Raw genomic sequence first — 18870 nt, forward strand, 5'->3', positions numbered from 1 at the left:
CGACATCCCTGGCATCCCTGGCATTCCCATTCCTGGCATTCCCGGCATTCCCGACATCCCTGGCATCCCTGGCATTCCCATTCCTGGCATTCCCGGCATTCCCGGCATTCCCGACATCCCTGGCATTCCCATTCCTGGCATTCCCGGCATTCCCGGCATCCCTGGCATCCCTGGCATTCCCATACCGGGCATCATGCCCATGCCTGTCATGGGATTCATCATCCCCGTCATCGGCGCCATCATCATGCCCGTCATTGGATTCATCATCATTCCCATCGGCGCCATCATCATCCCGGTCATCGGATTCATCATCCCGGTCATCGGTGCCATCATTCCCGTCATCGGGTTCATCATCCCGGTCATCGGTGCCGCCATTCCCGTCATCGGGTTCATCATCCCGGTAGCTGCTCCACCGTAGGTCTGGGGATTGCCCATATGCATCATCGGATTCATCGCCTGCAGCACGCCCCCGTAATCCTTTTGGTAGCGGGCTATATCCTCGTCAGTATGACACTCGACGCAAGACGAAATCGCCGGTTGCCCCTGCAACTCGCCGCTCATCATGCTGTTCATAAGCTTGATCCAGACGTTTGGATCCATCGACTTTTGCAAAGCCTCTGACATCTCCGGATTTGCTGTCGCGGTGGTGGTTTCCTCCGGGGTATCCGCCGCCATCGATAGCGAAGCCGTCAGGCCGAAAAATACGGCTAACAGTAATTTCAAAATGCTGGTATTCATTAAATGTACTCCCAGGTACTGGTTAAATGCCAAAAACGGCAGGTTTAGTCTCGAATTTAAATTGAAATCGTTAAAAATCACCGGTGGCAGCACCTTCCATGATGTAGCGCATACCATCGCGAATCCTGACGGCCTCGGCACGCAGCTCCTGGTCGAGAACGCTATTCGGATTCTGTGCCAGGTTGAGCCAGTTTACGTCCCAGTCCAGGGTCATCACCCAGAGCTTGCCGGCCGCATCCTCGAGCAGTGCAATGCGACAGGGAATAAAGACGATAAATTCAGGCGCATAGTCGAGAACCTTGCGGGCCACTATGGCGTCGCAAAAATTGAAAATTTCAACGCGCGGGGTCTCTTCGCCGGTAATGGCGGTGATATCCTTCCACAGCGGGCTGTGCCCGACGAACTTGAAGTTGATTTCATTGGCGCGCAAGCGCATCGACTCCACCGCGTCGTCAAACGAAACATCTTCGGCGACCGGCATCTTGTCCGCCATGATCGAAATCATGTCGCGCAAGGATAGTGGGCTCAGCATCATCATGCTCTGGTAAAGGTTGCGCTTGGCTTCATCCGAGATCGAGTCTGATACCGTGTTTGCAGGGACATCGCGCTTGCTCTGTGAGGGAATCCACATACGGGCCTGGTTGGGGCCACCAAACATACCCTCGAGCATCTGCGTATTGGCGGCGCGCAGCATGGCATCGAGGATATTAAACCGGGTGGCCTCATCAATGGGGGCATTCATGAAATGATTCGCCATCATCATCATCCACTGCATGTTCATCCATTCGGAGGACATTCCCTGGGAATTGATGTTAGACGATATGGAGGGCGTGGTATTCGCCAGCCATGGGAACAGGTAGAAGGGATTTTGCAGCGGGCTAACAACCGGCGCATCGCAACCCGGCTCCCCCGCGGTACACTTTTCCTGGCTCGCCACAGGGTGCGGAACCATCGACAAAGCGATTGCAGTGATTGCAATAAAACGAGCCAACATGACGTATCCCCCCGGGTTTATTATGGTCAGTCATCAGTTGATAATGCCTTACCTTAACAACCATCGGCTTCAGAGCAAATACCCACTAGGGCATACAATTCAGGTCGATAAACGCTTAATCTAACCCTCATAACTCTGAACTTACCCAAATTGGGGTATAGTATTGCATCAACCAGTTAAGTTAATTTTCAACTATCGATTTGCATCAGAAATTTCTGCATAATATTAAATTGCAACCTGCCCAGCGCAGGAAGCGCATGAGCAATTATCGAGGAGGAACAACATGACAATGAAGCAAGTTACCAGTGGAATAGCATCGATTACACTGTTTTGCTGCTTATCGATTCTGGGCAGTATTTCGGTCGCAAGCGCCGACGCTGTCGCAGACGGCAAAAAAGTAGCCTTTGACCGCAAGAAAGGCAACTGCCTGGGTTGCCACATGATGGCAGATGGCGCACTACCCGGGAATATCGGCCCACCGTTGATCGCCATGAAGGCGCGCTTCCCCGACAAGGCCAAGCTGCGCGAGCAAATCTGGGACCCTACAATAGCCAATCCTAACACCATCATGCCTCCTTTCGGGAAGCACAGAATCCTGACAGAAAAGGAAGTAGATCTCATTACCGAGTTTGTCTACACCCTTTAGTCCTGCATGAAAATATCGCACGAGGAAAATTTAAGATGAATCTTTTACGTCGCAAGTTTATTAAAACGGCCGCATTTGTCGGCGCCACGGTATCGGCCGTCGGCACAGGAATTTTAGTTCCCCAAAGAGCCCTGGGTGCTTACAGTAAGGCGGCCTTTGAAGCCAAGGACGTGGGTGGCGCACTAACGGCCTCTATGGGCACTGACCAGCATACCGCCTCCGGCGACATCAAGCTGAAGGCACCGGACATAGCCGAGAACGGCGCAGTGGTACCCATTACCGTGTCATCGACGATGGGTAATATTGATACTATTGCCATTGTTGCATCAGCTAACGTCTCACCACTGACTTCAACCTATACGCTGTCTTCCGCCTCTGAGCCCTTTGTTTCCACGCGGATAAAGATGGCCAAGACCTCCGACGTTCTCGCCGTGGTCAAGGCAGATGGCAAACTCTATTCAACTACGAAGGAAGTCAAGGTCACCATCGGTGGCTGCGGCGGTTAATATCAGACTTTAAAGAATTGGAGAATTAAACATGGCTTCTATTAAGATTCGCGCAAAAGCAAAGGATGGTCTGACAACTGTCAAGACACTGATGAGTCATCCGATGGAAACCGGATTGCGCAAAGACTCAAAAACTGGCGAAAAAATTCCAGCGCATCACATTACCGAGGTTACTGCAGAGCATAATGGCCAGACAGTAATGACGGCAAACTGGGGCGGTGCCATTTCGAAAAATCCATACCTGTCCTTTAAATTCAAGGGTGCGGCATCGGGTGACAAGATAAAGATCACCTGGGTCGATAACATGGGTAAGGGTGACAGCGCCGAAGCTGCAATCAAGTAAGCCGCGGCTTAAGAAAAACACGAGGAGGAACTGTCATGAAAAAGATACTGACCACCCTGGGGATTGCCATCCTGATAGCGCTGCCTTTTAACACGATGGCAACGCCACAGCAGGACCTGGCGGAATTTCGGGATTATTACAAGAAACGCTTTCCCGGCACCCCGTTCGATGATTACATCAACGGCGTATACTCGATTGATCCGGCATCACGCGAACAATGGGAAGAAATCGAGGAATTTCCACCCTACGAACTAAGCCTCAGCAGGGGCGAGGAACTATTCAACAAGCCGTTTGCCAACGGTAAAACCTATGCCAGTTGTTTTGAAAATGGCGGTATTGGCATTCGTCAGAACTATCCTTACTTCGATACCGACCGTGGCGAAGTGATTACACTGGAACTGGCGATCAACGAATGTCGTGAAGCCAATGGCGAGAAAAAGTTGAAGTGGAAAAAAGGTCCGATCGCCGATATTTCCGCCTACATGGCCTATACCTCGCGCGGTAACATCATCGACATCAAGATCCCGGATGATCCGCGCGCAATCGCAGCCTATGAACGCGGCAAGAAACACTTCTACCAGAAACGCGGCCAGCTCAACATGGCCTGCGCCGATTGCCACAAGTTTTATGCCGGTAACAAGGTGCGCGCCGACCTGCTGAGCCCTGCCCTGGGGCAACTGAGCCATTTTCCAGTATATCGTTCCAAATGGGGCGGCATGGGTACCACGCACCGTCGTTACGGTGGCTGTAACAAGCAGGTGCGTGCCAAGGACTACCCGGCGCAAAGCGCAGAGTACCGCGCGCTCGAATACTTCCACACCTACATGAGTAACGGCCTCGCGGTCAACGGACCCGGCGCCAGGAAGTAAAACCAATCCAGTCTCAGTCTGGAATGCCGGGTCATCGACCCGGCATTTTTTTATCCCCAAAGGGGTAGCCCACTATCAAACAGGGCAGTTTTATCGCTCTTCCAATTAAACTATGGTTGACACTTACTTTTTAAGGCTGTTCTATCGCCTGGTTGATACAAATCAATGAGTGTTAGCAAGAAAGGTTTAAAAAACCAATCGACTTGAAGATTAACCAGCAGAGGAATCCATTCATTATGTCCGAATATACCGAAAAATTTGACGCCACAGGCCTCAACTGCCCGCTCCCCATTCTGAGATCGAAAAAGGTTTTATCGTCGATGAATAGCGGCGACGTACTTTATGTCATCGCCACTGACTCGGGTTCAGTCAAGGATTTTGACGCCTTCTGCAAGCAAACCGGACACGAACTGCTCGAAAGCTCGGAAGCCGAAGGCAAGTATCATTATTACATCAAGAAGGCCTGAGGTCGGTGCTCAGTTGCCTACACTATTCCGGAGCTGAAGTATGTCTGAGAAAAAACTGGCGCTGATCGCCACCAAGGGCACCCTGGATTGGGCCTACCCCCCCTTCATTCTGGCATCCACTGCCGCCGCCATCGGTTACGAAGTGCAGATATTCTTCACTTTTTACGGATTGCAGTTGCTCAAGAAGGATATGAACCTCAAGGTCTCGCCGCTCGGCAATCCCGGAATGCCGATGCCGATGGGTATGGACAAATGGTTCCCGACGATCGGTACCGCGATCCCCGGCATGGAAGCCATGATGAGCAGCATGATGAAATCCAAGATGAAATCGAAAGGCGTCGCCAGCGTGGCCGAGCTGCGCGAGTTATGCCTCGAAGCTGACGTTAAACTGATCGCCTGTCAAATGACGGTCGATTTGTTCGACATGCAGCCGAGTGAGTTTATCGACGGCATCGACTACGCCGGTGCCACTACTTTTTTCGAATTTGCCGGGGAATCGGACGTCAACCTGTTCATCTAGCAATTACTATTTTTATAAATCTAGCGAACATGAGGAGGCAGTAACGATGAGAGTTCGACTTAAACTTTTTTGCTTTGCTTTACTGGCAGTCACATTTCCAGCATCGGTCTGGGCAACTAATGGGTATTTTACCCACGGTGTCAGCACCGCTGAAAAGGGACTCGCTGGTGCGGGCGTTGCATTTTCCCAGGATACACTTGCTGCGGGCAACAATCCGGCCGGCATGGTCTGGCAGGGTGCGCGCTACGACATCGGCGGCGCCTGGTTCGCGCCGATGCGAAGCTATTCTGTTACCGGCGGCCCTACCCCCGGTTGTAGCCCACAGGGTTGTACCTTCAGTATTGGCGACGGCGATCAATCGATCGATAGCGAAAACGAAGGCTTTTTAATTCCCCAGCTCGGTTACAACTGGGTAATCGATGACGATAGCACGGTCGGAATATCAGTCTTCGGCAATGGCGGCATGAACACCGAGTACAAAGGTGGAACCGCACTGGTATTCGATGGCGTGGCGACCTTTAATACCCTCGATGGAACCTTTGGCGCTGGCACCGCGGGCGTAGACTTGGCACAATTGTTCATCGCGACCACCTACGCGGCAAAACTATCGGACAAGACTTCCTGGGGAATTAGCGGAATCATTGCCTACCAGCGTTTCGAGGCCAAGGGTCTGGCAAATTTTAGCCCTTTTTCCCAGGACCCGAGCAATTTGACCAATAACGACCACGATACCTCAACCGGTATCGGAATACGGCTGGGATTCCAGACTGAAATCTCTCCGGGCGTGCGCTTTGGCGCCGCGTACCAGCCGGAAATCGATATGAGCGAATTTGATGACTACGCCGGCCTGTTCGCGAAAGACGGCGACTTCGATATTCCGTCGAATTTAACGCTTGGCGTGGCCATTGACATCGGTAACCACGGTGTTTTGGTGGTCGACCTGCAACAAATCAACTACGAGGATGTACCCTCGGTATCCAATTCCATCTTCAACTTCGACACCTGTGCTCCCGGTACAGGACCGGGCGGTAGCGGTGCAGGTGATGGCTGTCTCGGTGGCGATGACGGCGCCGGATTCGGTTGGGAAGACATCCAAATCGTCAAGCTCGGTTACCAGTGGCAGGAAGGAAAAATGACCTGGCGAGTGGGTGTAAGCGTCAGCGAGCAGCCGATTCCCGATGAAGAAGTTGTGTTTAATATCCTTGCACCTGGCGTTATCGAGGAGACATTAACTTTCGGCTTTACCCGGCAACTGGACGCCAACAGCTCGCTAAATTTTGCCGCAATGTATGCGCCCAACGTATCGGTTGAAGGCACCAGTAACTTCGATCCATCACAGGAAGTTGAGCTTGAGATGGACCAGTACGAACTAGTACTGAGTTACAACCGCAGGCTCTAGTCAGATCGCAGTTAAATAATGCCTGCGACAAGACGATCAACTGCCAAGTGGCAGTTGATCGTCACTAAACCGCATTACTCGGTATCTCAATGAAGTTAATCAATTTTTCGCGATCGATAATCCGGCATTTTTGCCTGATACTATTCTTTTTCAGTTCTCTAGCAGGTGCTGAAGCTGACCTCAAGCCGTTTGTGCTAGCCGCGGTCTTTGAAGACAGACAAATATCCGAGATCAGTACAGAAGTCAGTGCAAACCTACAAAGCGCGGGATTCGAAGTTATTGGGCAATATTCCCCATATGATGATGCGATCATCCTGGCTTTTTCCAGCGAGGAACTGCGTAGTCTTGCAACCAGGAGCGCACGTGGCGGTTATGGCGCTGTAATGCGGGCTTCGCTCACCCGTAACAATGGCAAAATAGAATTCGCCTATACCAACCCGCTTTACTGGGCAAACGCCTATCGCATGCAGGCCGATGTCGAATCGATTGCAACACAATTGAAATCGGTGCTGGGACATGAACAAACCTTTGGCAGCGGCGAACTGACACTGACGGCGAGTGATTTACGCAAGTATCACTACACCTTCATGATGGAGTATTTTGATGATCCAAGCGTGTTGAATTACTTCGATTCACACGAACAGGCGGTGACTACTGTTCGAGAAAATCTGGCAAAACAGGCAGGCGCCTCGACCCAGGTGTTCGAGCTGAAACTGGGTTCCGACACTAATGGCAAACAGATGACCCTGTTCGGTGTCGCGCTTAACGGCACAGATAAAGACGATTGCAGCAGTGACGCTTACATCATGACTCGTATCGATAAGGATACACCCCGTCACAGCGCTCACCTTCCCTACGAGATTCTGGTTTATGGAGACCATGCAGAAGCACTCTATGGCAGGTTCAGAATCGCAATTAGCTGGCCCCACTTACCAATGATGGCAAGCGATACTGGTGCTACCTTTTTCAGTATTATGTGCGCGCCTGGCGCAATTCAGGACTCTTTGACTAAAATAGCGGGCGGTGTTACAGAATATAAATCAGAGAAATGACAGTTTATATCGAAGCAGAAAAATCAGATTAGATGGAAATAGACCTTTATTCTCAAAGCCTGTTGTGGGCATTTGGATTGTCAGTGGTATTTGGCGCCATCGCCAACAAGGCGAACTTTTGCACCATGGGAGCGGTTTCTGACTGGATTAATATTGGCGACCACAATCGCATGCGCTCGTGGCTGCTGGCAATCGCAATTGCGACCATCGGCGTCGGTATTCTCGAATACACCGGTAGCATCGACCTGTCGCTGACGACCAGTAACGAGACCTCCAACCCACCCTATCGCAGTGCCAACTTCATCTGGCTGCGTCACCTGGTCGGTGGCCTGATGTTCGGCGTCGGCATGACTCTGGCGAGCGGTTGCGGCAACAAAACCCTGGTACGCCTGGGCGAAGGTAATATGAAGTCGGTAGTAGTTCTCACGATCATGGGGATTGCCGCCTGGTGGATGTTGTTTACCAATTTCGGATACCTCGTATTCCTGCAGTGGATGCTGCCGGTAAGCATCGATTTTTCGAACCAGGGCATTCCGAGCCAGGATATTGCAGCCGTGCTCTCAGGTGTCACAGGGATTGACTTCAGTCCCACTCTGGGATTCGCGATTGCTTTGCTGGTCGCGATTCCCCTGTTGATCTGGATCCTGCGCGCACGTGATTTCCGTGCAGACCTGGAATTGTTCAGCGCTGGCTTTGTAATCGGCATGCTGATCGTTATCGGCTGGTACGTCACCAGCGGGCCGAGTGGAATCGCGCTGATGGAGGAACTGGAATTCATGGATGAACGCCCCTTTTTCACGGGTGCCCAGTCACTGACCTTCATCGGACCGACCGGACATATTGCCCAGTACCTGAAAGAAGGTTTTTCCGCGATATTTTTAACCTTTGGCATCGCCACGGTAGTCGGAGTCGTGGTTGGTTCGTTTCTCTACACCTTAATATTTCGCAAAGTCCGTATCGAATGGTTCGTGTCCCGGAACGATTTCGTAATGCATGCAATTGGCGGTCTGCTGATGGGTATCGGTGGGGTGTTGGGAATGGGTTGCACCATCGGTCAGGGCATCACCGGTGTCTCGGTCCTGGCGCTGGGATCGATACTGACCATCATTTCAATCATCGCCGGCAGTGCCGCTACGATGAAATACCAGTATTACCTTATGATGCGCGAAGATGACTAGAAGGGATATACCGGACGATTCGTATTCTTGTTAGGCTACCAACCAGATTGATCCTAGGATTATTTCGAGCTTTGAGGCTGACAAAGACTTCAAATCAATGAATTGAAATTGATACTTTAAACCAGGAGATTACGATGAATCAGGCATATCGTGACGCGGTCACCAAGATGGAAGAAATGAAGGTCCAGGAGGAATATATTCTTGGCTGGCAGGGTGGTTTTCTGGGGCATCCGCAACGTGAAGAGCAGCGTCTCACAGACGCTTACGAAGCGGGCTACGAAGACGGCAGTGCCAAAACTACCGACAATTTTGCCAACTGGGTCGAATCCTAAGTCTCAAAAACAACGAGCCCGGACAGCGATCGTTTCAGCGCCGATTCAATTTCAGGGGCCTCCCTGCCAATTATATAGTCAGGGATCCAGCGCTTATCGCGCTCACCCATGGTCGCTTTGACGCGGTCCCCAAGGCAACAGCGCATCGCGAAACTGCCGCCCTCCAACTCGTCGAATCCATAACCCGCGTAGTCTGACGAGCGCCGATTCATCTTGTCGATAAAATCAGCCTGGTATTCGCCCTCGCCCTGCACGTCGATGCGACTATCTTCAAGCATGCGTGCTAAATCCTTGACCAGGCAATTTATAAACTCGATGCGCTGATCCTGGCTAGCCTTTGGATAGATCCAGCGATCACAGAAATGCACCAGGTAACAGACCATTTCCTCCATGATATCGATGCGCTGATATTGCGTCGTGGTTTCGAAATTCTCGTTTTCCAGGTTCAGCACGACGTTAGCAGCGAGCTTAAAAATCGTCGCGCCAATCGCGTTCGCCATTTGTGCAGCCGACCTCGGCCTCTCGCCCTGGTTCCAGCTTTTCTTGACTCGTACCATGTTAATTGGGTTTCCGGTACTAACCTCAATGGGCTGCCAGCCACTCGATCACATGGCGTAATAGTGCGTCTTCATGCCCCTGAAAAAAATGATTGGCACCATCCACACGCACCTGCAAATACTGACGACCCGATTGTTTTTTTCCTGCCATGGCTCGCTGGTCAACAGAATTAAGCACCGGTTCAAGATCTTCGCTGCCGTACAAATCCAATACTGGAACCCGGACCTTTGCAAGTGCCTCGAGGATATCGAAGAAAGCGTTTTCGGCATCCATACCGATAATAACCAGTGAGACGACCTCATCGGGATCGTTTCGCGACAGGTAATAATTTGCCATCGACGCACCCATGCTGTGGGCGACGATAGTGACTTTTTTATAGCCGTTGTCATCCAGGTAATCGAGAGCCGCTTCGAAACGTCCGGGCACCTCGGGAAACAGCAGTCCATATTCTCCTTCATCCGCATCGTTGGCCAGAATCGGCATTTGCACCGATAGCGTCGTAATCTCCTGTTCGAGCAAACCCGCCCGCAGGGGATAAATCACATCGGGCCAGTTAGGATGCACGCCGATACCATGCACCAGGATTACCGCGCGATCCAAGTTCTTATCACCCTCGGTTACAATGCCCAGGAACTCATGCCCGCTGTCGTCGAGCAACCAAATTTCATCCCCGTCCAGCAAACCGTCGATCACCTGTTCTGCCCAGCGGCTTTCCTTGGCAATATCGGAATTGGTTGCACCCACAGGTGTAAACCAGGTTGCCAGCAATAGCAGCAACAACAGGTACATGGATTTCATAACTCTCGCCTGGATCATCTTACCTCCATACTAAGATACTGATTAATATGCAATTATCACGCATTACCGCGTGCATGATACCGTTAATCGATGGTTTAAACCCTATCCAATATGGGTATCCCGGCCACCCATTGACTGGGCTAACGGGGAAGATCACTAAGCCCCGGTTTCGGTTAAAATTGGCTGTGTTCATTCAGCGAGCATGATCATGGTAAAGACAATTTTCGAAGTAAAACCGGGCAGCTTTATATTCGAAAAGGCCGAGGCTCTGCCATCAGACGTGTGTACCGAAATGATCAGTCGATTCGAAAAGTACAGCGCCGAACAATATCCGGGGCGCATAGGCCAGAACGTTGATCATGATGACTCAATCAAGCGCTCCACCGACCTGGTGTTAAGCGGTAAACCTCACTGGCAGGACCTCGATCGTGAACTGTTCAGATCACTCAATCATGCGCTCGCGGAATTCAAAAAGTCCTATGCCTTTTTCGAGGGGCCATTCAAGGACATGGGCTACGCGATTCAGCGCACCTACCCAGGCGAGTTCTACCATTGGCACATCGACGGCGGCAGCCATGAATTTACAATGCGACAACTGGTTGCGATCTGGTATCTGAATACCCTCGATCAACAGGGCGGGGAGACCGAGTTTCGATACCAGGATGTCAAAATCAGCCCGGAGGCCGGCAAGCTGGTGTTATTCCCGCCATTCTGGACCCATCTGCACCGCGGTAACAGGCTCGATTCGGGCAGCAAGTATATAGCGACCACCTGGGTCGTATTCGCCTGAGTCGATAAGGATTTTTTCAGGTTCATTGATGACGAAATACTCAAAGGCACTGGGCTTGAACATTGACCAGGTTAACAAGTCTGAAGATAGCACCTGCTCCATGCTGGCGGAACCGGTAGAGGCGTAATGTTGCTTGCGCTCGCGGCAATCATCGAGTACCCCGTATTACCCGGGTGGCAACTATCGACCACGGCCTGGTTATTCATAATATTCACCTGAACCTCGATGGCGGCGATGACGATCAGGGCCGTGACCGGTGAACGTGGTTTAAGTTGCGAGGGTCCAATCGCCAACAAGCACGTCTACATTTTCTATGCGATGGCCACGGTTGCCATCTTTCCGGCCATCGCACTACTGATCTATGGCCTGTTAAAGGCCTTGTAATCGGGATGCCGGAGTAATCCATCGAAGCCCGGGTCGGCGGTTAAAGAAACACGGGCCAGGTCAACTCGCCTAGTGATCAAGAATTTCGTTGCCCTGTATTTCACCATCGGTATTGATACGAATTCTCCGGGTACCGGGCCTACGACTAAGAATATAGGCACACATCATCAATGCGAATTCCTGATCCTTCTTTTGCATTGCCGTTAACAGCTTGTCGGCCACTATTTGGCAACGTTGCTCCAGATCCGGATCGGGCACCCACCAGCGGCTCATTTGCCAACCGCAGTTCATGTCGCGATCCATTTTGTCGAATAACTCGACTGCCTCGAGGGCAAGCGTTTCTGGCACATCGAGGTCATAACTCTTATCATCGATCTCAACAGTGATATTCATACGGCTTTCTCAATAACGATGTTAGTAATAATTCCAGACCTGTTAAATTCTGCCCAACTAAATGCGGTTTGTTCCGTGCTGCGTCAGGGTGATTTCGTCGATGGCAAGCTAAGCGCCGGTAAAGACGCGCAGGCCATAAAAAACAACCAGGAGCTTGCGCCGGACGAGGACCGTTTTAATGCACTGAATAACGTCATCATGACCGAGCTGGTGCAAAACCCGATCTATCTGCAGACCGCCATGCCGGCACGAATAGCTGCCCCAATCTATGCACGCTATGAACCCGGCATGGCCTACGGCGGCCACATCGACGATCCGATCATGGGGCCACCAGGTTCAAGATATCGTTCCGATATATCGATCACCATTTTCCTGAACGGGCCCGACGAATACGAAGGCGGCGAGCTCTGTATTGAGTCGCCCAACGGCAACAGGAAAATCAAGCTTGCGGCCGGACATGCCATACTCTACCCATCTACCAGTTACCACTCGGTAAGCCAGGTAACCGCGGGAGAACGCCTGGTGGCGATAACCTGGGTACAAAGCCATATTCGACGCGCCGATCAGCGTGAAATACTGATACAACTCGATCAGGCCCGTGAATCACTCTCTGAAAACTCCAGCAGTCACACCCATCACCAGGTTAATCTTTGCTATGCCAACCTGTTTCGCATGTGGGCGGAATCCTAGACGTCATCAACGATGCGAGCCTTTCTCTGCATGCGCCATGTCGACCAGTTTTGTCGCCAGCTCGTCATAGGTACGCTTTTGTTTCGCCAGCTCCGAATCACCTTCGGGGTCGTAGTAATCCTCGGCTGAAAACTTGCCGGCCTGTTCGATTTCGATAAACTGGCGCTGCAATTCCAGCATCTGCTTAATGACTTCCTGTTTTTCACTCATTAGGTTTTCCTCGCTTAATCTATTATCCGGTGTGGCTGCTGCCTAGTAGCCGCCTTTCCTGCGACTTTCGGGCAGGCCGGCAATTCTACCACCCTGTTTACTTGGATCCCCCGGGAATAAATCATAAAGCGTCTTGGCATTGATTGATTTATCGCCCCAGGCACTGGCCATCGCTTTAACCAGATTCCGGGTGTTGGGCTGGTTACCCGCGTTATTGATATATTCGTCACGCAAATGATTGATCAGGTCCCAGTGCCGCTCAGCGAGTTCCAGTTTCTCCTGCTCGGCAAGAACCCTGGCGACAGATTCAGACCAGTCCTCGACATTTTCCAGAAATCCCGTCGCCGTGGTCGGAATCTCGTTACCATCTACATTAATGCTCATACTTTCAACCTCAAAATACTCTCCTGGTTTGCAAATTATTCCTGAACGTTGTTTACCGGGTCTATTCCCTTGTGTGGCACAAACAGGCCACAGCCTAGTATCTGGTCCTCGCCCAGCCCCCTCTGCTGCAGCATTACGGATTCTTCGGGTTCAAGGTCGGCAACCAGCAGCGCCCTGGTAAAAATTGTTTCATCGGCCGTGCGTATTTCGCCCGTCTTGCCGCAAATCATTTTGGATACCCTGATATTCATCGCGTTTAGCAGCTCAGCGACCTGGGCCAGGAAGTCAGCTTCCGATTGGTCGCGGTCACAGCATACTGCGCGCGCATAAAGCGTGCTGATCGTCGATAGCTTGCGAATTGCACTTTCACCAACCGCCAGCTGCTGAGAACCGATGTGCAGCGTTTTATCAGTGATCCTGGCAACCTCGTCGCTGTCGTCTCGATGCACCCGTATTGCGAGGCGAGCGCGACGTGACAATGGCAGCTCGGCACCAATTTGATCGGGTCGATTCCAGCCGTTCCCGGAACCTGCCATACGCACGCCGTGTACCCCTATCTTGTTGTAAGTATCACTTTTTAAATGCAACTGCAGCGCTTCCGACAGCGCAAAGGCATGGTCTATATCGAGACTGGTGCCTCGCAGTTTGAATACCAGGTCATACACATCGTCGGGTACCTGGAACTCGTTTTCGGATTCGTTATCATCGCGCCAGAACATCATAGTAATCCTGTATGCCTATGCTTTCAGGCCGGAGCCCTTGTCGATATCTATCGCGTCGTAGTAGCGTGCCCGATAAACCAGTCGTGGCGGCTGGTCAGCCCCATCATGAAAAGACTGGCGCCCGTGCAGGATATTATTGCAAACGATTCCCTGCTGCGCCTCGAGCCTGATTTCTGTCATCGCGTTACTATCCATCAGAATTTCACGCACCAGGTTTAGCGCGCTTACGCTCAGCCGGTCGGTCTTCCAGACGATATTGTGTGGACGGGAGGTATAGCGCATATTCAGTACACAGGTACCGGGCTGCAGCGAAAACACCGGCCCGGTTTCTTCCGTACGAATAATCCGGTTACCCTGAACATTTGCCGGTACGCACATCACATCATCGCACATCAGCGCCTTGAGCAGATCAGGCGCCCGATCCCTGATCAGGAGGTACATCATCTCGTGATCAAACAGGAAGTTACCGCCACCGCGCGCGGATTGATTTACACAATACAGTGCGAAGGCGTTGATTCGACGACCATCAGGATTGTAGTAACCATCCGTATGCCAATTCATTCCGCGGTTGGAATAGGGGATATATTGTGAACGATGATCGGATTCACTAACCACCTGAAGCGACGTGACTTTATCCTCGTCCGCACCCAGGTTGATATCCAGATCCTGCAGTCCAAATTGCCGATTAAGTGTCAGGAACCCTGATTTTCCCAGCTCACCTGCCGACTCAAAAATGACGAAATTAAAGGCCGTTACCTGTCGCCTAATTTGGTCCAGCATCGACTGCGGCAAAATTGAAGCATGATCCAGCGGATAGACCATAGTGGCATCCATTTCCTGTCGATAGCGTAACTTGCGCTCGCGCCAGGCCTGATACGCTCCTTCGTTTTCGAGCAGAAAAGGCGAATTGTCGTCGCAGTTGTTGAGTGCGGCAGTTATTTGGTCTAATGTTGCGTTCAATTCGGGTCCAGGCGGTTACATATAAATGGCTGAAACAGGCCTGATTCTATTACACGCGGGACCCGATTGGAGCATCCCATCGGTAGGGGTTAAATTACTAGTTGGGCTGAACTTGTAAGTCCCTGATTTATATTAATATTGTTGGACATTCCCATGGCATGGGAATAGTGCGAATCAGGCATGGAAAATTTACCTATCTCGTTGGGGATAAGTTTCGAAATTACTGCACCCCAAGCGGGGGATAGCTCGATGCGGTTAATTCTACCAAACTAGTGCATACACCAGTATTCCACCGGGTAACTTAAGGGCATATTTCGGCATTGTTTCAGAATTTCCTGGGAACCAATGTCGGGAATCGTTAAAACTGATAAACGGGAACATCACTATTATGGCAAAAAAAGTACATGTCACCCCAATGCTCGACGAGCTCGAGAATGGCCCCTGGCCCAGTTTCGTTTCCGGAATCAAGCGCCTGCGAGATGAACACGATGACAAGCGTATCAGTGGTGTTGCCAACTCCCTGCTCGGGCAGCTGGAACATTCTTACGAAACCCGCAAAGGTTACTGGAAAGGCGGCACGGTCAGTGTTTATGGCTACGGTAGCGGCATCATTCCGCGTTTTTCCGAGGTCGCCCATGCTTTCGAGGAATCGAAGGAATTTCACACGCTGCGGGTTCAGCCCCCCGCCGGTAACTACTACACCACGGACATGCTACGCCAGCTTGGCGATAGCTGGGAAAAATACGGCTCGGGCCTGGTAACCTTCCATGGTCAAACCGGCAACATCATGTTTATCGGCGCCTCGACCGAAAACACCCAGCATTTCTTCAACGAAATCAACGAGTACGGTTTTGACCTGGGTGGCGCGGGTCCCTGTGTTCGCACCGGCATGTCCTGCGTCGGCGCCGCTCGCTGTGAGCAGTCCTGTGCTGACGAAATGCGCATTCACCGCACCCTGTTAAATAATTTCACCGATGACGTGCATCGTCCGGCGCTGCCCTATAAGTTCAAGTTCAAGGTTTCCGGTTGCGGCAATGACTGCATGAACTCGATCGAGCGTTCCGACTTTGCGATTATCGGTACCTGGCGCGATGATATGAAGGTCGACCAGGAAGCATTCAAGGACTATGTTGCCAAGAAGGGGCGACAGCACACGATCGATAATATCATTACACGCTGCCCTACCAACGCCCTGTCGCTTAACGATGACGATACGCTCGAGGTTGATAACCGCAACTGCGTACGCTGCATGCACTGTCTCAACGTGGTGCCGAAAGCGCTGTCTCCCGGAGACGATAAAGGTGTCACGATTTTAATGGGCGGCAAGCGCACCCTCAAAATTGGCGACCTGATGGGCACCGTGATCGTGCCTTTCATGAAACTCGAAGATGAAGAAGACTTCGAAGCCTTGACTGAACTCGCCGAAGAGGTCATCGACTTCTGGGCCGAAAACGGTCTCGAGCACGAACGCTGTGGCGAAATGGTAGAGCGCATCGGTCTGGTTAATTTCCTCGAAGGCATCGGCGTCGAAGTCGATCCGAACATGATCTCGGAAACCCGCACCAGTTCCTACGTGCGCATGGACGACTGGGATATCGAAGCCAAGAAATGGTTCGACCGCAAGGCCGAACAAAAACAAGCGTCGTAAACAAGAATTTACAGAGGTTTTCACTATGTTTTTTGAGACTAACGCATGAGCTCGCTAATGGAAGGACAACGGACCCCGATTGAATCCGGATGCCCCGATGGATTTCAGTACATGCATCCCACCATGCGAAAAAATTATGGTAACTGGGCGTACCATGAAGACCCCCGTCCCGGCGTGCTCAAACACACGGCACACGGAGGTGATGCGATCTACACCGTGCGCGCCGGCACCCAGCGCATTCTCGACGTCTTTACGCTGCGCAAGCTGTGTGAAATCGGCGACAAGTTTGCCGAGGGATACGTGCGTTTTACAATTCGCAGTAACATCGAGTACATGGTTACCGACGGCAGCAAGGTCGAGCCATTGATTGCGGCACTCGAAAAAGAAGGTTTCGTGGTGGGTGGCACCAAGAACTCGGTTGCGATGATTTCACATACCCAGGGATGGCTGCATTGCGATATTCCCGGCACTGACGCCTCCGGTGTGGTCAAGTCGATGATGGACGAACTGATCGAGGAATTTAAAAACTGGAACATGCCAAACCGTGTTCATATCACGACCTCCTGTTGCCAGATCAATTGTGGTGGCCAGGGCGATATCGCGATCAACATCCAGCATACCAAGCCGCCCAAAATCAATCATGACCTGGTTGCCAACATCTGTGAACGCCCGTCGGTCGTGGCTCGCTGCCCGGTGGCGGCAATCCGCCCCGCGCTCGTTAATGGCAAGCCGTCACTCGAAGTGGACGAAAAGAAATGTATTTGCTGCGGCGCCTGCTACCCGCCCTGCACACCGATGCAAATCAACGATCCCGAGCACACCAAGCTCGCGATCTGGGTGGGTGGCAATCACTCCAACGCCCGCAGCAAGCCAACCTTCCAGAAGCTGGTTGCTGCAGGGATACCGAACAATCCGCCACGCTGGCCCGAGGCGACTGCTATCGTCAAGAAGATTCTGCAGACCTACAAGGACAATGCACGCGACTGGGAACGCCTCAACGACTGGATCGAACGCATTGGCTGGCCGCAATTTTTTGAATTAACCGAACTTCCGTTCACCAAGTTCCATGTCGATAACTGGCGCGGTGCGCGACATTCGCTTAACGCATCAACCCATATCCGATTCTAAAGAGGTCGTTGCGTGAAATTTGCAATCATGGTCAACGAAGGCCCGTACACACACCAGGCTTCTGATTCAGCTTACCACTTCACCGAGGCGGCGCTGCGAGCGGGACATGAAATCGTGCGTGTTTTCTTTTATCACGACGGTGTCTATAACGGCACCCGGTTGAGTGTACCGCCGCAGGATGATCGCAATGTCAGCGAACGCTGGAGCGCACTGGGACAACAACACGATCTCGAGTTAATCCTGTGCGTCGCGGCGGCCCAACGGCGCGGTTTGCTGGATGAAGATGAAGCCAAACGTGCGGGCAAGGACACCAGCAACATGGCGCCGGGTTTTCAGATCTCTGGACTGGGTCAATTGATCGATGCCGGCATCCAGGCAGATCGCACGATTGTGTTTGGCGATTAGTCATGGCAACGAAGAAATTTCTATACGTTAACCGCAAGGCCCCGCACGGCTCAATCTATGCGCATGAATCACTTGAAGTGGTTTTGATCGGAGCGGCATTCGAGCAGGACGTCAGCCTAGCTTTCATCGACGACGGGGTTTACCAGCTCATGCAAAACCAGGACACCGGCGAAATCGGCAGCAAGAATTTTGCCCCGACCTTCCGGGCTCTTGGCGATTACGATGTCAGCCAAATTTACGTCGAGCGTGAATCATTGGAACTGCGTGGCCTCAGCATTGAAGACTTGCTGCCGTTGACCTATGAAGATGAAGACGACGACTGGGCAGAGAAGGATTCAATCCATGTCGTCAGCAGCGACGAGCTGGCCGGGATTATCGAACAACAGGATGTCATCCTGAGTTTTTAGTGGGAACGAAATGTCTGTATTGCACATCGTGAATAAATCACCCTTTGATCGCAACGCGCTCGATACTTGCCTGCGCCTCGCGAAGGCGGATAGCGCGATTTTATTGATCGAAGATAGCATTTACGCGGTACGAAAAAATTCGGCATCAACGGAAAAGATGCAGCAGGCACTCGCCAGTCACCAGATCTACGCATTGAAGCCTGATCTTCACGCGCGGGGAATAAGCCCCGAAAATATTATCGACGGAATTTCACTGGTCGACTACGACGGCTTCGTAAAACTGACAACCGAATACGACAAGCTGCAGTCATGGCTGTGACTGTGGAATTACATTAAACATGGCAGAGGT

27 protein-coding genes are annotated in these 18870 nt (G+C 51.8%); 18 read left to right on the forward strand and 9 right to left on the reverse strand.

The features are described 5' to 3' along the window. Both OES20_13020 and OES20_13025 read right to left on the reverse strand, forming a co-directional pair. Nucleotides 1–738 (reverse strand): hypothetical protein (locus tag OES20_13020; GenBank protein MDH3635613.1); only part of this gene is annotated, 738 nt, incomplete at its 3' end. 70 nt (nucleotides 739–808) lie between these two features. Beyond that, a complete protein-coding gene (locus OES20_13025; protein MDH3635614.1) occupies nucleotides 809–1732 on the reverse strand; it encodes a DUF302 domain-containing protein in 924 nt (307 codons plus the stop codon). A gap of 289 nt (nucleotides 1733–2021) precedes the next feature. Between OES20_13025 and soxX the strand changes: the two genes are divergently transcribed. The 10 genes from soxX (at nucleotide 2022) to OES20_13075 (ending at nucleotide 9044) form a co-directional block, all read left to right on the forward strand. Next, nucleotides 2022–2378, forward strand: coding sequence for a sulfur oxidation c-type cytochrome SoxX (gene soxX, locus OES20_13030; GenBank protein ID MDH3635615.1), 357 nt, complete (start codon nucleotides 2022–2024; stop codon nucleotides 2376–2378). A gap of 35 nt (nucleotides 2379–2413) precedes the next feature. Then, nucleotides 2414–2884 (forward strand): thiosulfate oxidation carrier protein SoxY, encoded by a 471-nt coding sequence (gene soxY / locus OES20_13035; protein MDH3635616.1) that lies wholly within the window; start codon nucleotides 2414–2416, stop codon nucleotides 2882–2884. A 31-nt stretch (nucleotides 2885–2915) separates the two neighbouring features. After that, entirely contained in the window at nucleotides 2916–3227 is a 312-nt protein-coding gene (gene soxZ, locus OES20_13040; GenBank protein ID MDH3635617.1) for a thiosulfate oxidation carrier complex protein SoxZ, read from the forward strand. A gap of 35 nt (nucleotides 3228–3262) precedes the next feature. After that, on the forward strand, nucleotides 3263–4096 hold the full coding sequence (gene soxA, locus OES20_13045; GenBank protein MDH3635618.1) for a sulfur oxidation c-type cytochrome SoxA: 834 nt from the start codon (nucleotides 3263–3265) through the stop codon (nucleotides 4094–4096). Between the two features lie 236 nt (nucleotides 4097–4332). Then, entirely contained in the window at nucleotides 4333–4563 is a 231-nt protein-coding gene (locus OES20_13050; protein ID MDH3635619.1) for a sulfurtransferase TusA family protein, read from the forward strand. A gap of 40 nt (nucleotides 4564–4603) precedes the next feature. Further along, nucleotides 4604–5083, forward strand: a complete 480-nt coding sequence (locus tag OES20_13055; GenBank protein MDH3635620.1) for a DsrE/DsrF/DrsH-like family protein — start codon at nucleotides 4604–4606, stop codon at nucleotides 5081–5083. A gap of 46 nt (nucleotides 5084–5129) precedes the next feature. Continuing rightward, nucleotides 5130–6482: an outer membrane protein transport protein gene (locus tag OES20_13060; protein MDH3635621.1), complete on the forward strand. Its 1353-nt coding sequence runs from the start codon at nucleotides 5130–5132 to the stop codon at nucleotides 6480–6482. 89 nt (nucleotides 6483–6571) lie between these two features. Continuing rightward, a complete protein-coding gene (locus OES20_13065) occupies nucleotides 6572–7534 on the forward strand; it encodes a hypothetical protein (GenBank protein ID MDH3635622.1) in 963 nt (320 codons plus the stop codon). Nucleotides 7535–7566: 32 nt separating this feature from the next. Continuing rightward, a complete protein-coding gene (locus tag OES20_13070; GenBank protein MDH3635623.1) occupies nucleotides 7567–8712 on the forward strand; it encodes a YeeE/YedE family protein in 1146 nt (381 codons plus the stop codon). 134 nt (nucleotides 8713–8846) lie between these two features. After that, entirely contained in the window at nucleotides 8847–9044 is a 198-nt protein-coding gene (locus OES20_13075) for a hypothetical protein (GenBank protein MDH3635624.1), read from the forward strand. Here the strand turns inward: OES20_13075 and OES20_13080 are convergent. Together OES20_13080 and OES20_13085 are read right to left on the reverse strand one after the other, a co-directional pair. Then, nucleotides 9041–9544: a hypothetical protein gene (locus tag OES20_13080; GenBank protein ID MDH3635625.1), complete on the reverse strand. Its 504-nt coding sequence runs from the start codon at nucleotides 9542–9544 to the stop codon at nucleotides 9041–9043. The two genes, OES20_13075 and OES20_13080, sit on opposite strands and share 4 nt — an antisense overlap. Before the next feature lie 82 nt (nucleotides 9545–9626). Continuing rightward, nucleotides 9627–10400, reverse strand: coding sequence for an alpha/beta hydrolase family protein (locus OES20_13085; GenBank protein MDH3635626.1), 774 nt, complete (start codon nucleotides 10398–10400; stop codon nucleotides 9627–9629). A 208-nt stretch (nucleotides 10401–10608) separates the two neighbouring features. Between OES20_13085 and OES20_13090 the strand changes: the two genes are divergently transcribed. Both OES20_13090 and OES20_13095 read left to right on the forward strand, forming a co-directional pair. Continuing rightward, the gene (locus tag OES20_13090) at nucleotides 10609–11190 is read left to right on the forward strand and encodes a 2OG-Fe(II) oxygenase (GenBank protein MDH3635627.1); all 582 of its coding nucleotides are present in this window, start codon (nucleotides 10609–10611) and stop codon (nucleotides 11188–11190) included. 225 nt (nucleotides 11191–11415) lie between these two features. Beyond that, nucleotides 11416–11574, forward strand: coding sequence for a hypothetical protein (locus tag OES20_13095; GenBank protein MDH3635628.1), 159 nt, complete (start codon nucleotides 11416–11418; stop codon nucleotides 11572–11574). Between the two features lie 69 nt (nucleotides 11575–11643). Here OES20_13095 and OES20_13100 read toward each other — a convergent pair whose 3' ends face one another. Then, nucleotides 11644–11967, reverse strand: coding sequence for a hypothetical protein (locus tag OES20_13100; protein MDH3635629.1), 324 nt, complete (start codon nucleotides 11965–11967; stop codon nucleotides 11644–11646). An 18-nt stretch (nucleotides 11968–11985) separates the two neighbouring features. On the opposite strand from OES20_13100, the gene OES20_13105 reads away from it, so the two are divergent. Continuing rightward, nucleotides 11986–12657: a Fe2+-dependent dioxygenase gene (locus OES20_13105; GenBank protein ID MDH3635630.1), complete on the forward strand. Its 672-nt coding sequence runs from the start codon at nucleotides 11986–11988 to the stop codon at nucleotides 12655–12657. A gap of 6 nt (nucleotides 12658–12663) precedes the next feature. On the opposite strand, the gene OES20_13110 is transcribed toward OES20_13105, so the two are convergent. From OES20_13110 to OES20_13125, 4 genes are read right to left on the reverse strand one after another with little or no spacing between them, the layout of a single operon-like run. Beyond that, on the reverse strand, nucleotides 12664–12867 hold the full coding sequence (locus tag OES20_13110; protein ID MDH3635631.1) for a hypothetical protein: 204 nt from the start codon (nucleotides 12865–12867) through the stop codon (nucleotides 12664–12666). A 42-nt stretch (nucleotides 12868–12909) separates the two neighbouring features. Then, nucleotides 12910–13251, reverse strand: a complete 342-nt coding sequence (locus OES20_13115; protein ID MDH3635632.1) for a TusE/DsrC/DsvC family sulfur relay protein — start codon at nucleotides 13249–13251, stop codon at nucleotides 12910–12912. 35 nt (nucleotides 13252–13286) lie between these two features. Then, a complete protein-coding gene (cas6, locus tag OES20_13120; GenBank protein MDH3635633.1) occupies nucleotides 13287–13973 on the reverse strand; it encodes a type I-MYXAN CRISPR-associated protein Cas6/Cmx6 in 687 nt (228 codons plus the stop codon). Between the two features lie 15 nt (nucleotides 13974–13988). Further along, entirely contained in the window at nucleotides 13989–14933 is a 945-nt protein-coding gene (locus OES20_13125) for a TauD/TfdA family dioxygenase (GenBank protein ID MDH3635634.1), read from the reverse strand. A gap of 388 nt (nucleotides 14934–15321) precedes the next feature. Between OES20_13125 and dsrA the strand changes: the two genes are divergently transcribed. From dsrA to tusB, 5 genes are read left to right on the forward strand one after another with little or no spacing between them, the layout of a single operon-like run. Next, nucleotides 15322–16581: a dissimilatory-type sulfite reductase subunit alpha gene (gene dsrA / locus OES20_13130; GenBank protein MDH3635635.1), complete on the forward strand. Its 1260-nt coding sequence runs from the start codon at nucleotides 15322–15324 to the stop codon at nucleotides 16579–16581. Nucleotides 16582–16638: 57 nt separating this feature from the next. Further along, complete coding sequence (gene dsrB / locus OES20_13135) at nucleotides 16639–17709, forward strand: dissimilatory-type sulfite reductase subunit beta (protein MDH3635636.1); 1071 nt, start codon at nucleotides 16639–16641, stop codon at nucleotides 17707–17709. 12 nt (nucleotides 17710–17721) lie between these two features. Next, a complete protein-coding gene (gene tusD / locus OES20_13140) occupies nucleotides 17722–18114 on the forward strand; it encodes a sulfurtransferase complex subunit TusD (GenBank protein ID MDH3635637.1) in 393 nt (130 codons plus the stop codon). A gap of 2 nt (nucleotides 18115–18116) precedes the next feature. Beyond that, nucleotides 18117–18521: a sulfurtransferase complex subunit TusC gene (gene tusC / locus OES20_13145; protein MDH3635638.1), complete on the forward strand. Its 405-nt coding sequence runs from the start codon at nucleotides 18117–18119 to the stop codon at nucleotides 18519–18521. Between the two features lie 10 nt (nucleotides 18522–18531). Beyond that, complete coding sequence (tusB, locus tag OES20_13150) at nucleotides 18532–18840, forward strand: sulfurtransferase complex subunit TusB (GenBank protein ID MDH3635639.1); 309 nt, start codon at nucleotides 18532–18534, stop codon at nucleotides 18838–18840. Nucleotides 18841–18870: the final 30 nt, after the last annotated feature.

The sequence above is a fragment of the Gammaproteobacteria bacterium genome, from assembly GCA_029862005.1.
Classification (GTDB): domain Bacteria; phylum Pseudomonadota; class Gammaproteobacteria.

What these genes read in the sequence shown, in the direction of transcription:
- OES20_13025 (MDH3635614.1), bottom strand. Translation starts at nt 1,732, where the DNA reads ATGTTGGCTCGTTTTATTGCAATCACTGCAATCGCTTTGTCGATGGTT.
- soxX (MDH3635615.1), top strand. Translation starts at nt 2,022, where the DNA reads ATGAAGCAAGTTACCAGTGGAATAGCATCGATTACACTGTTTTGCTGC.
- soxY (MDH3635616.1), top strand. Translation starts at nt 2,414, where the DNA reads ATGAATCTTTTACGTCGCAAGTTTATTAAAACGGCCGCATTTGTCGGC.
- soxZ (MDH3635617.1), top strand. Translation starts at nt 2,916, where the DNA reads ATGGCTTCTATTAAGATTCGCGCAAAAGCAAAGGATGGTCTGACAACT.
- soxA (MDH3635618.1), top strand. Translation starts at nt 3,263, where the DNA reads ATGAAAAAGATACTGACCACCCTGGGGATTGCCATCCTGATAGCGCTG.
- OES20_13050 (MDH3635619.1), top strand. Translation starts at nt 4,333, where the DNA reads ATGTCCGAATATACCGAAAAATTTGACGCCACAGGCCTCAACTGCCCG.
- OES20_13055 (MDH3635620.1), top strand. Translation starts at nt 4,604, where the DNA reads ATGTCTGAGAAAAAACTGGCGCTGATCGCCACCAAGGGCACCCTGGAT.
- OES20_13060 (MDH3635621.1), top strand. Translation starts at nt 5,130, where the DNA reads ATGAGAGTTCGACTTAAACTTTTTTGCTTTGCTTTACTGGCAGTCACA.
- OES20_13065 (MDH3635622.1), top strand. Translation starts at nt 6,572, where the DNA reads ATGAAGTTAATCAATTTTTCGCGATCGATAATCCGGCATTTTTGCCTG.
- OES20_13070 (MDH3635623.1), top strand. Translation starts at nt 7,567, where the DNA reads ATGGAAATAGACCTTTATTCTCAAAGCCTGTTGTGGGCATTTGGATTG.
- OES20_13075 (MDH3635624.1), top strand. Translation starts at nt 8,847, where the DNA reads ATGAATCAGGCATATCGTGACGCGGTCACCAAGATGGAAGAAATGAAG.
- OES20_13080 (MDH3635625.1), bottom strand. Translation starts at nt 9,544, where the DNA reads ATGGCGAACGCGATTGGCGCGACGATTTTTAAGCTCGCTGCTAACGTC.
- OES20_13085 (MDH3635626.1), bottom strand. Translation starts at nt 10,400, where the DNA reads ATGAAATCCATGTACCTGTTGTTGCTGCTATTGCTGGCAACCTGGTTT.
- OES20_13090 (MDH3635627.1), top strand. Translation starts at nt 10,609, where the DNA reads ATGGTAAAGACAATTTTCGAAGTAAAACCGGGCAGCTTTATATTCGAA.
- OES20_13095 (MDH3635628.1), top strand. Translation starts at nt 11,416, where the DNA reads ATGGCGGCGATGACGATCAGGGCCGTGACCGGTGAACGTGGTTTAAGT.
- OES20_13100 (MDH3635629.1), bottom strand. Translation starts at nt 11,967, where the DNA reads ATGAATATCACTGTTGAGATCGATGATAAGAGTTATGACCTCGATGTG.
- OES20_13105 (MDH3635630.1), top strand. Translation starts at nt 11,986, where the DNA reads ATGTTAGTAATAATTCCAGACCTGTTAAATTCTGCCCAACTAAATGCG.
- OES20_13110 (MDH3635631.1), bottom strand. Translation starts at nt 12,867, where the DNA reads ATGAGTGAAAAACAGGAAGTCATTAAGCAGATGCTGGAATTGCAGCGC.
- OES20_13115 (MDH3635632.1), bottom strand. Translation starts at nt 13,251, where the DNA reads ATGAGCATTAATGTAGATGGTAACGAGATTCCGACCACGGCGACGGGA.
- cas6 (MDH3635633.1), bottom strand. Translation starts at nt 13,973, where the DNA reads ATGATGTTCTGGCGCGATGATAACGAATCCGAAAACGAGTTCCAGGTA.
- dsrA (MDH3635635.1), top strand. Translation starts at nt 15,322, where the DNA reads ATGGCAAAAAAAGTACATGTCACCCCAATGCTCGACGAGCTCGAGAAT.
- dsrB (MDH3635636.1), top strand. Translation starts at nt 16,639, where the DNA reads ATGGAAGGACAACGGACCCCGATTGAATCCGGATGCCCCGATGGATTT.
- tusC (MDH3635638.1), top strand. Translation starts at nt 18,117, where the DNA reads ATGGCAACGAAGAAATTTCTATACGTTAACCGCAAGGCCCCGCACGGC.
- tusB (MDH3635639.1), top strand. Translation starts at nt 18,532, where the DNA reads ATGTCTGTATTGCACATCGTGAATAAATCACCCTTTGATCGCAACGCG.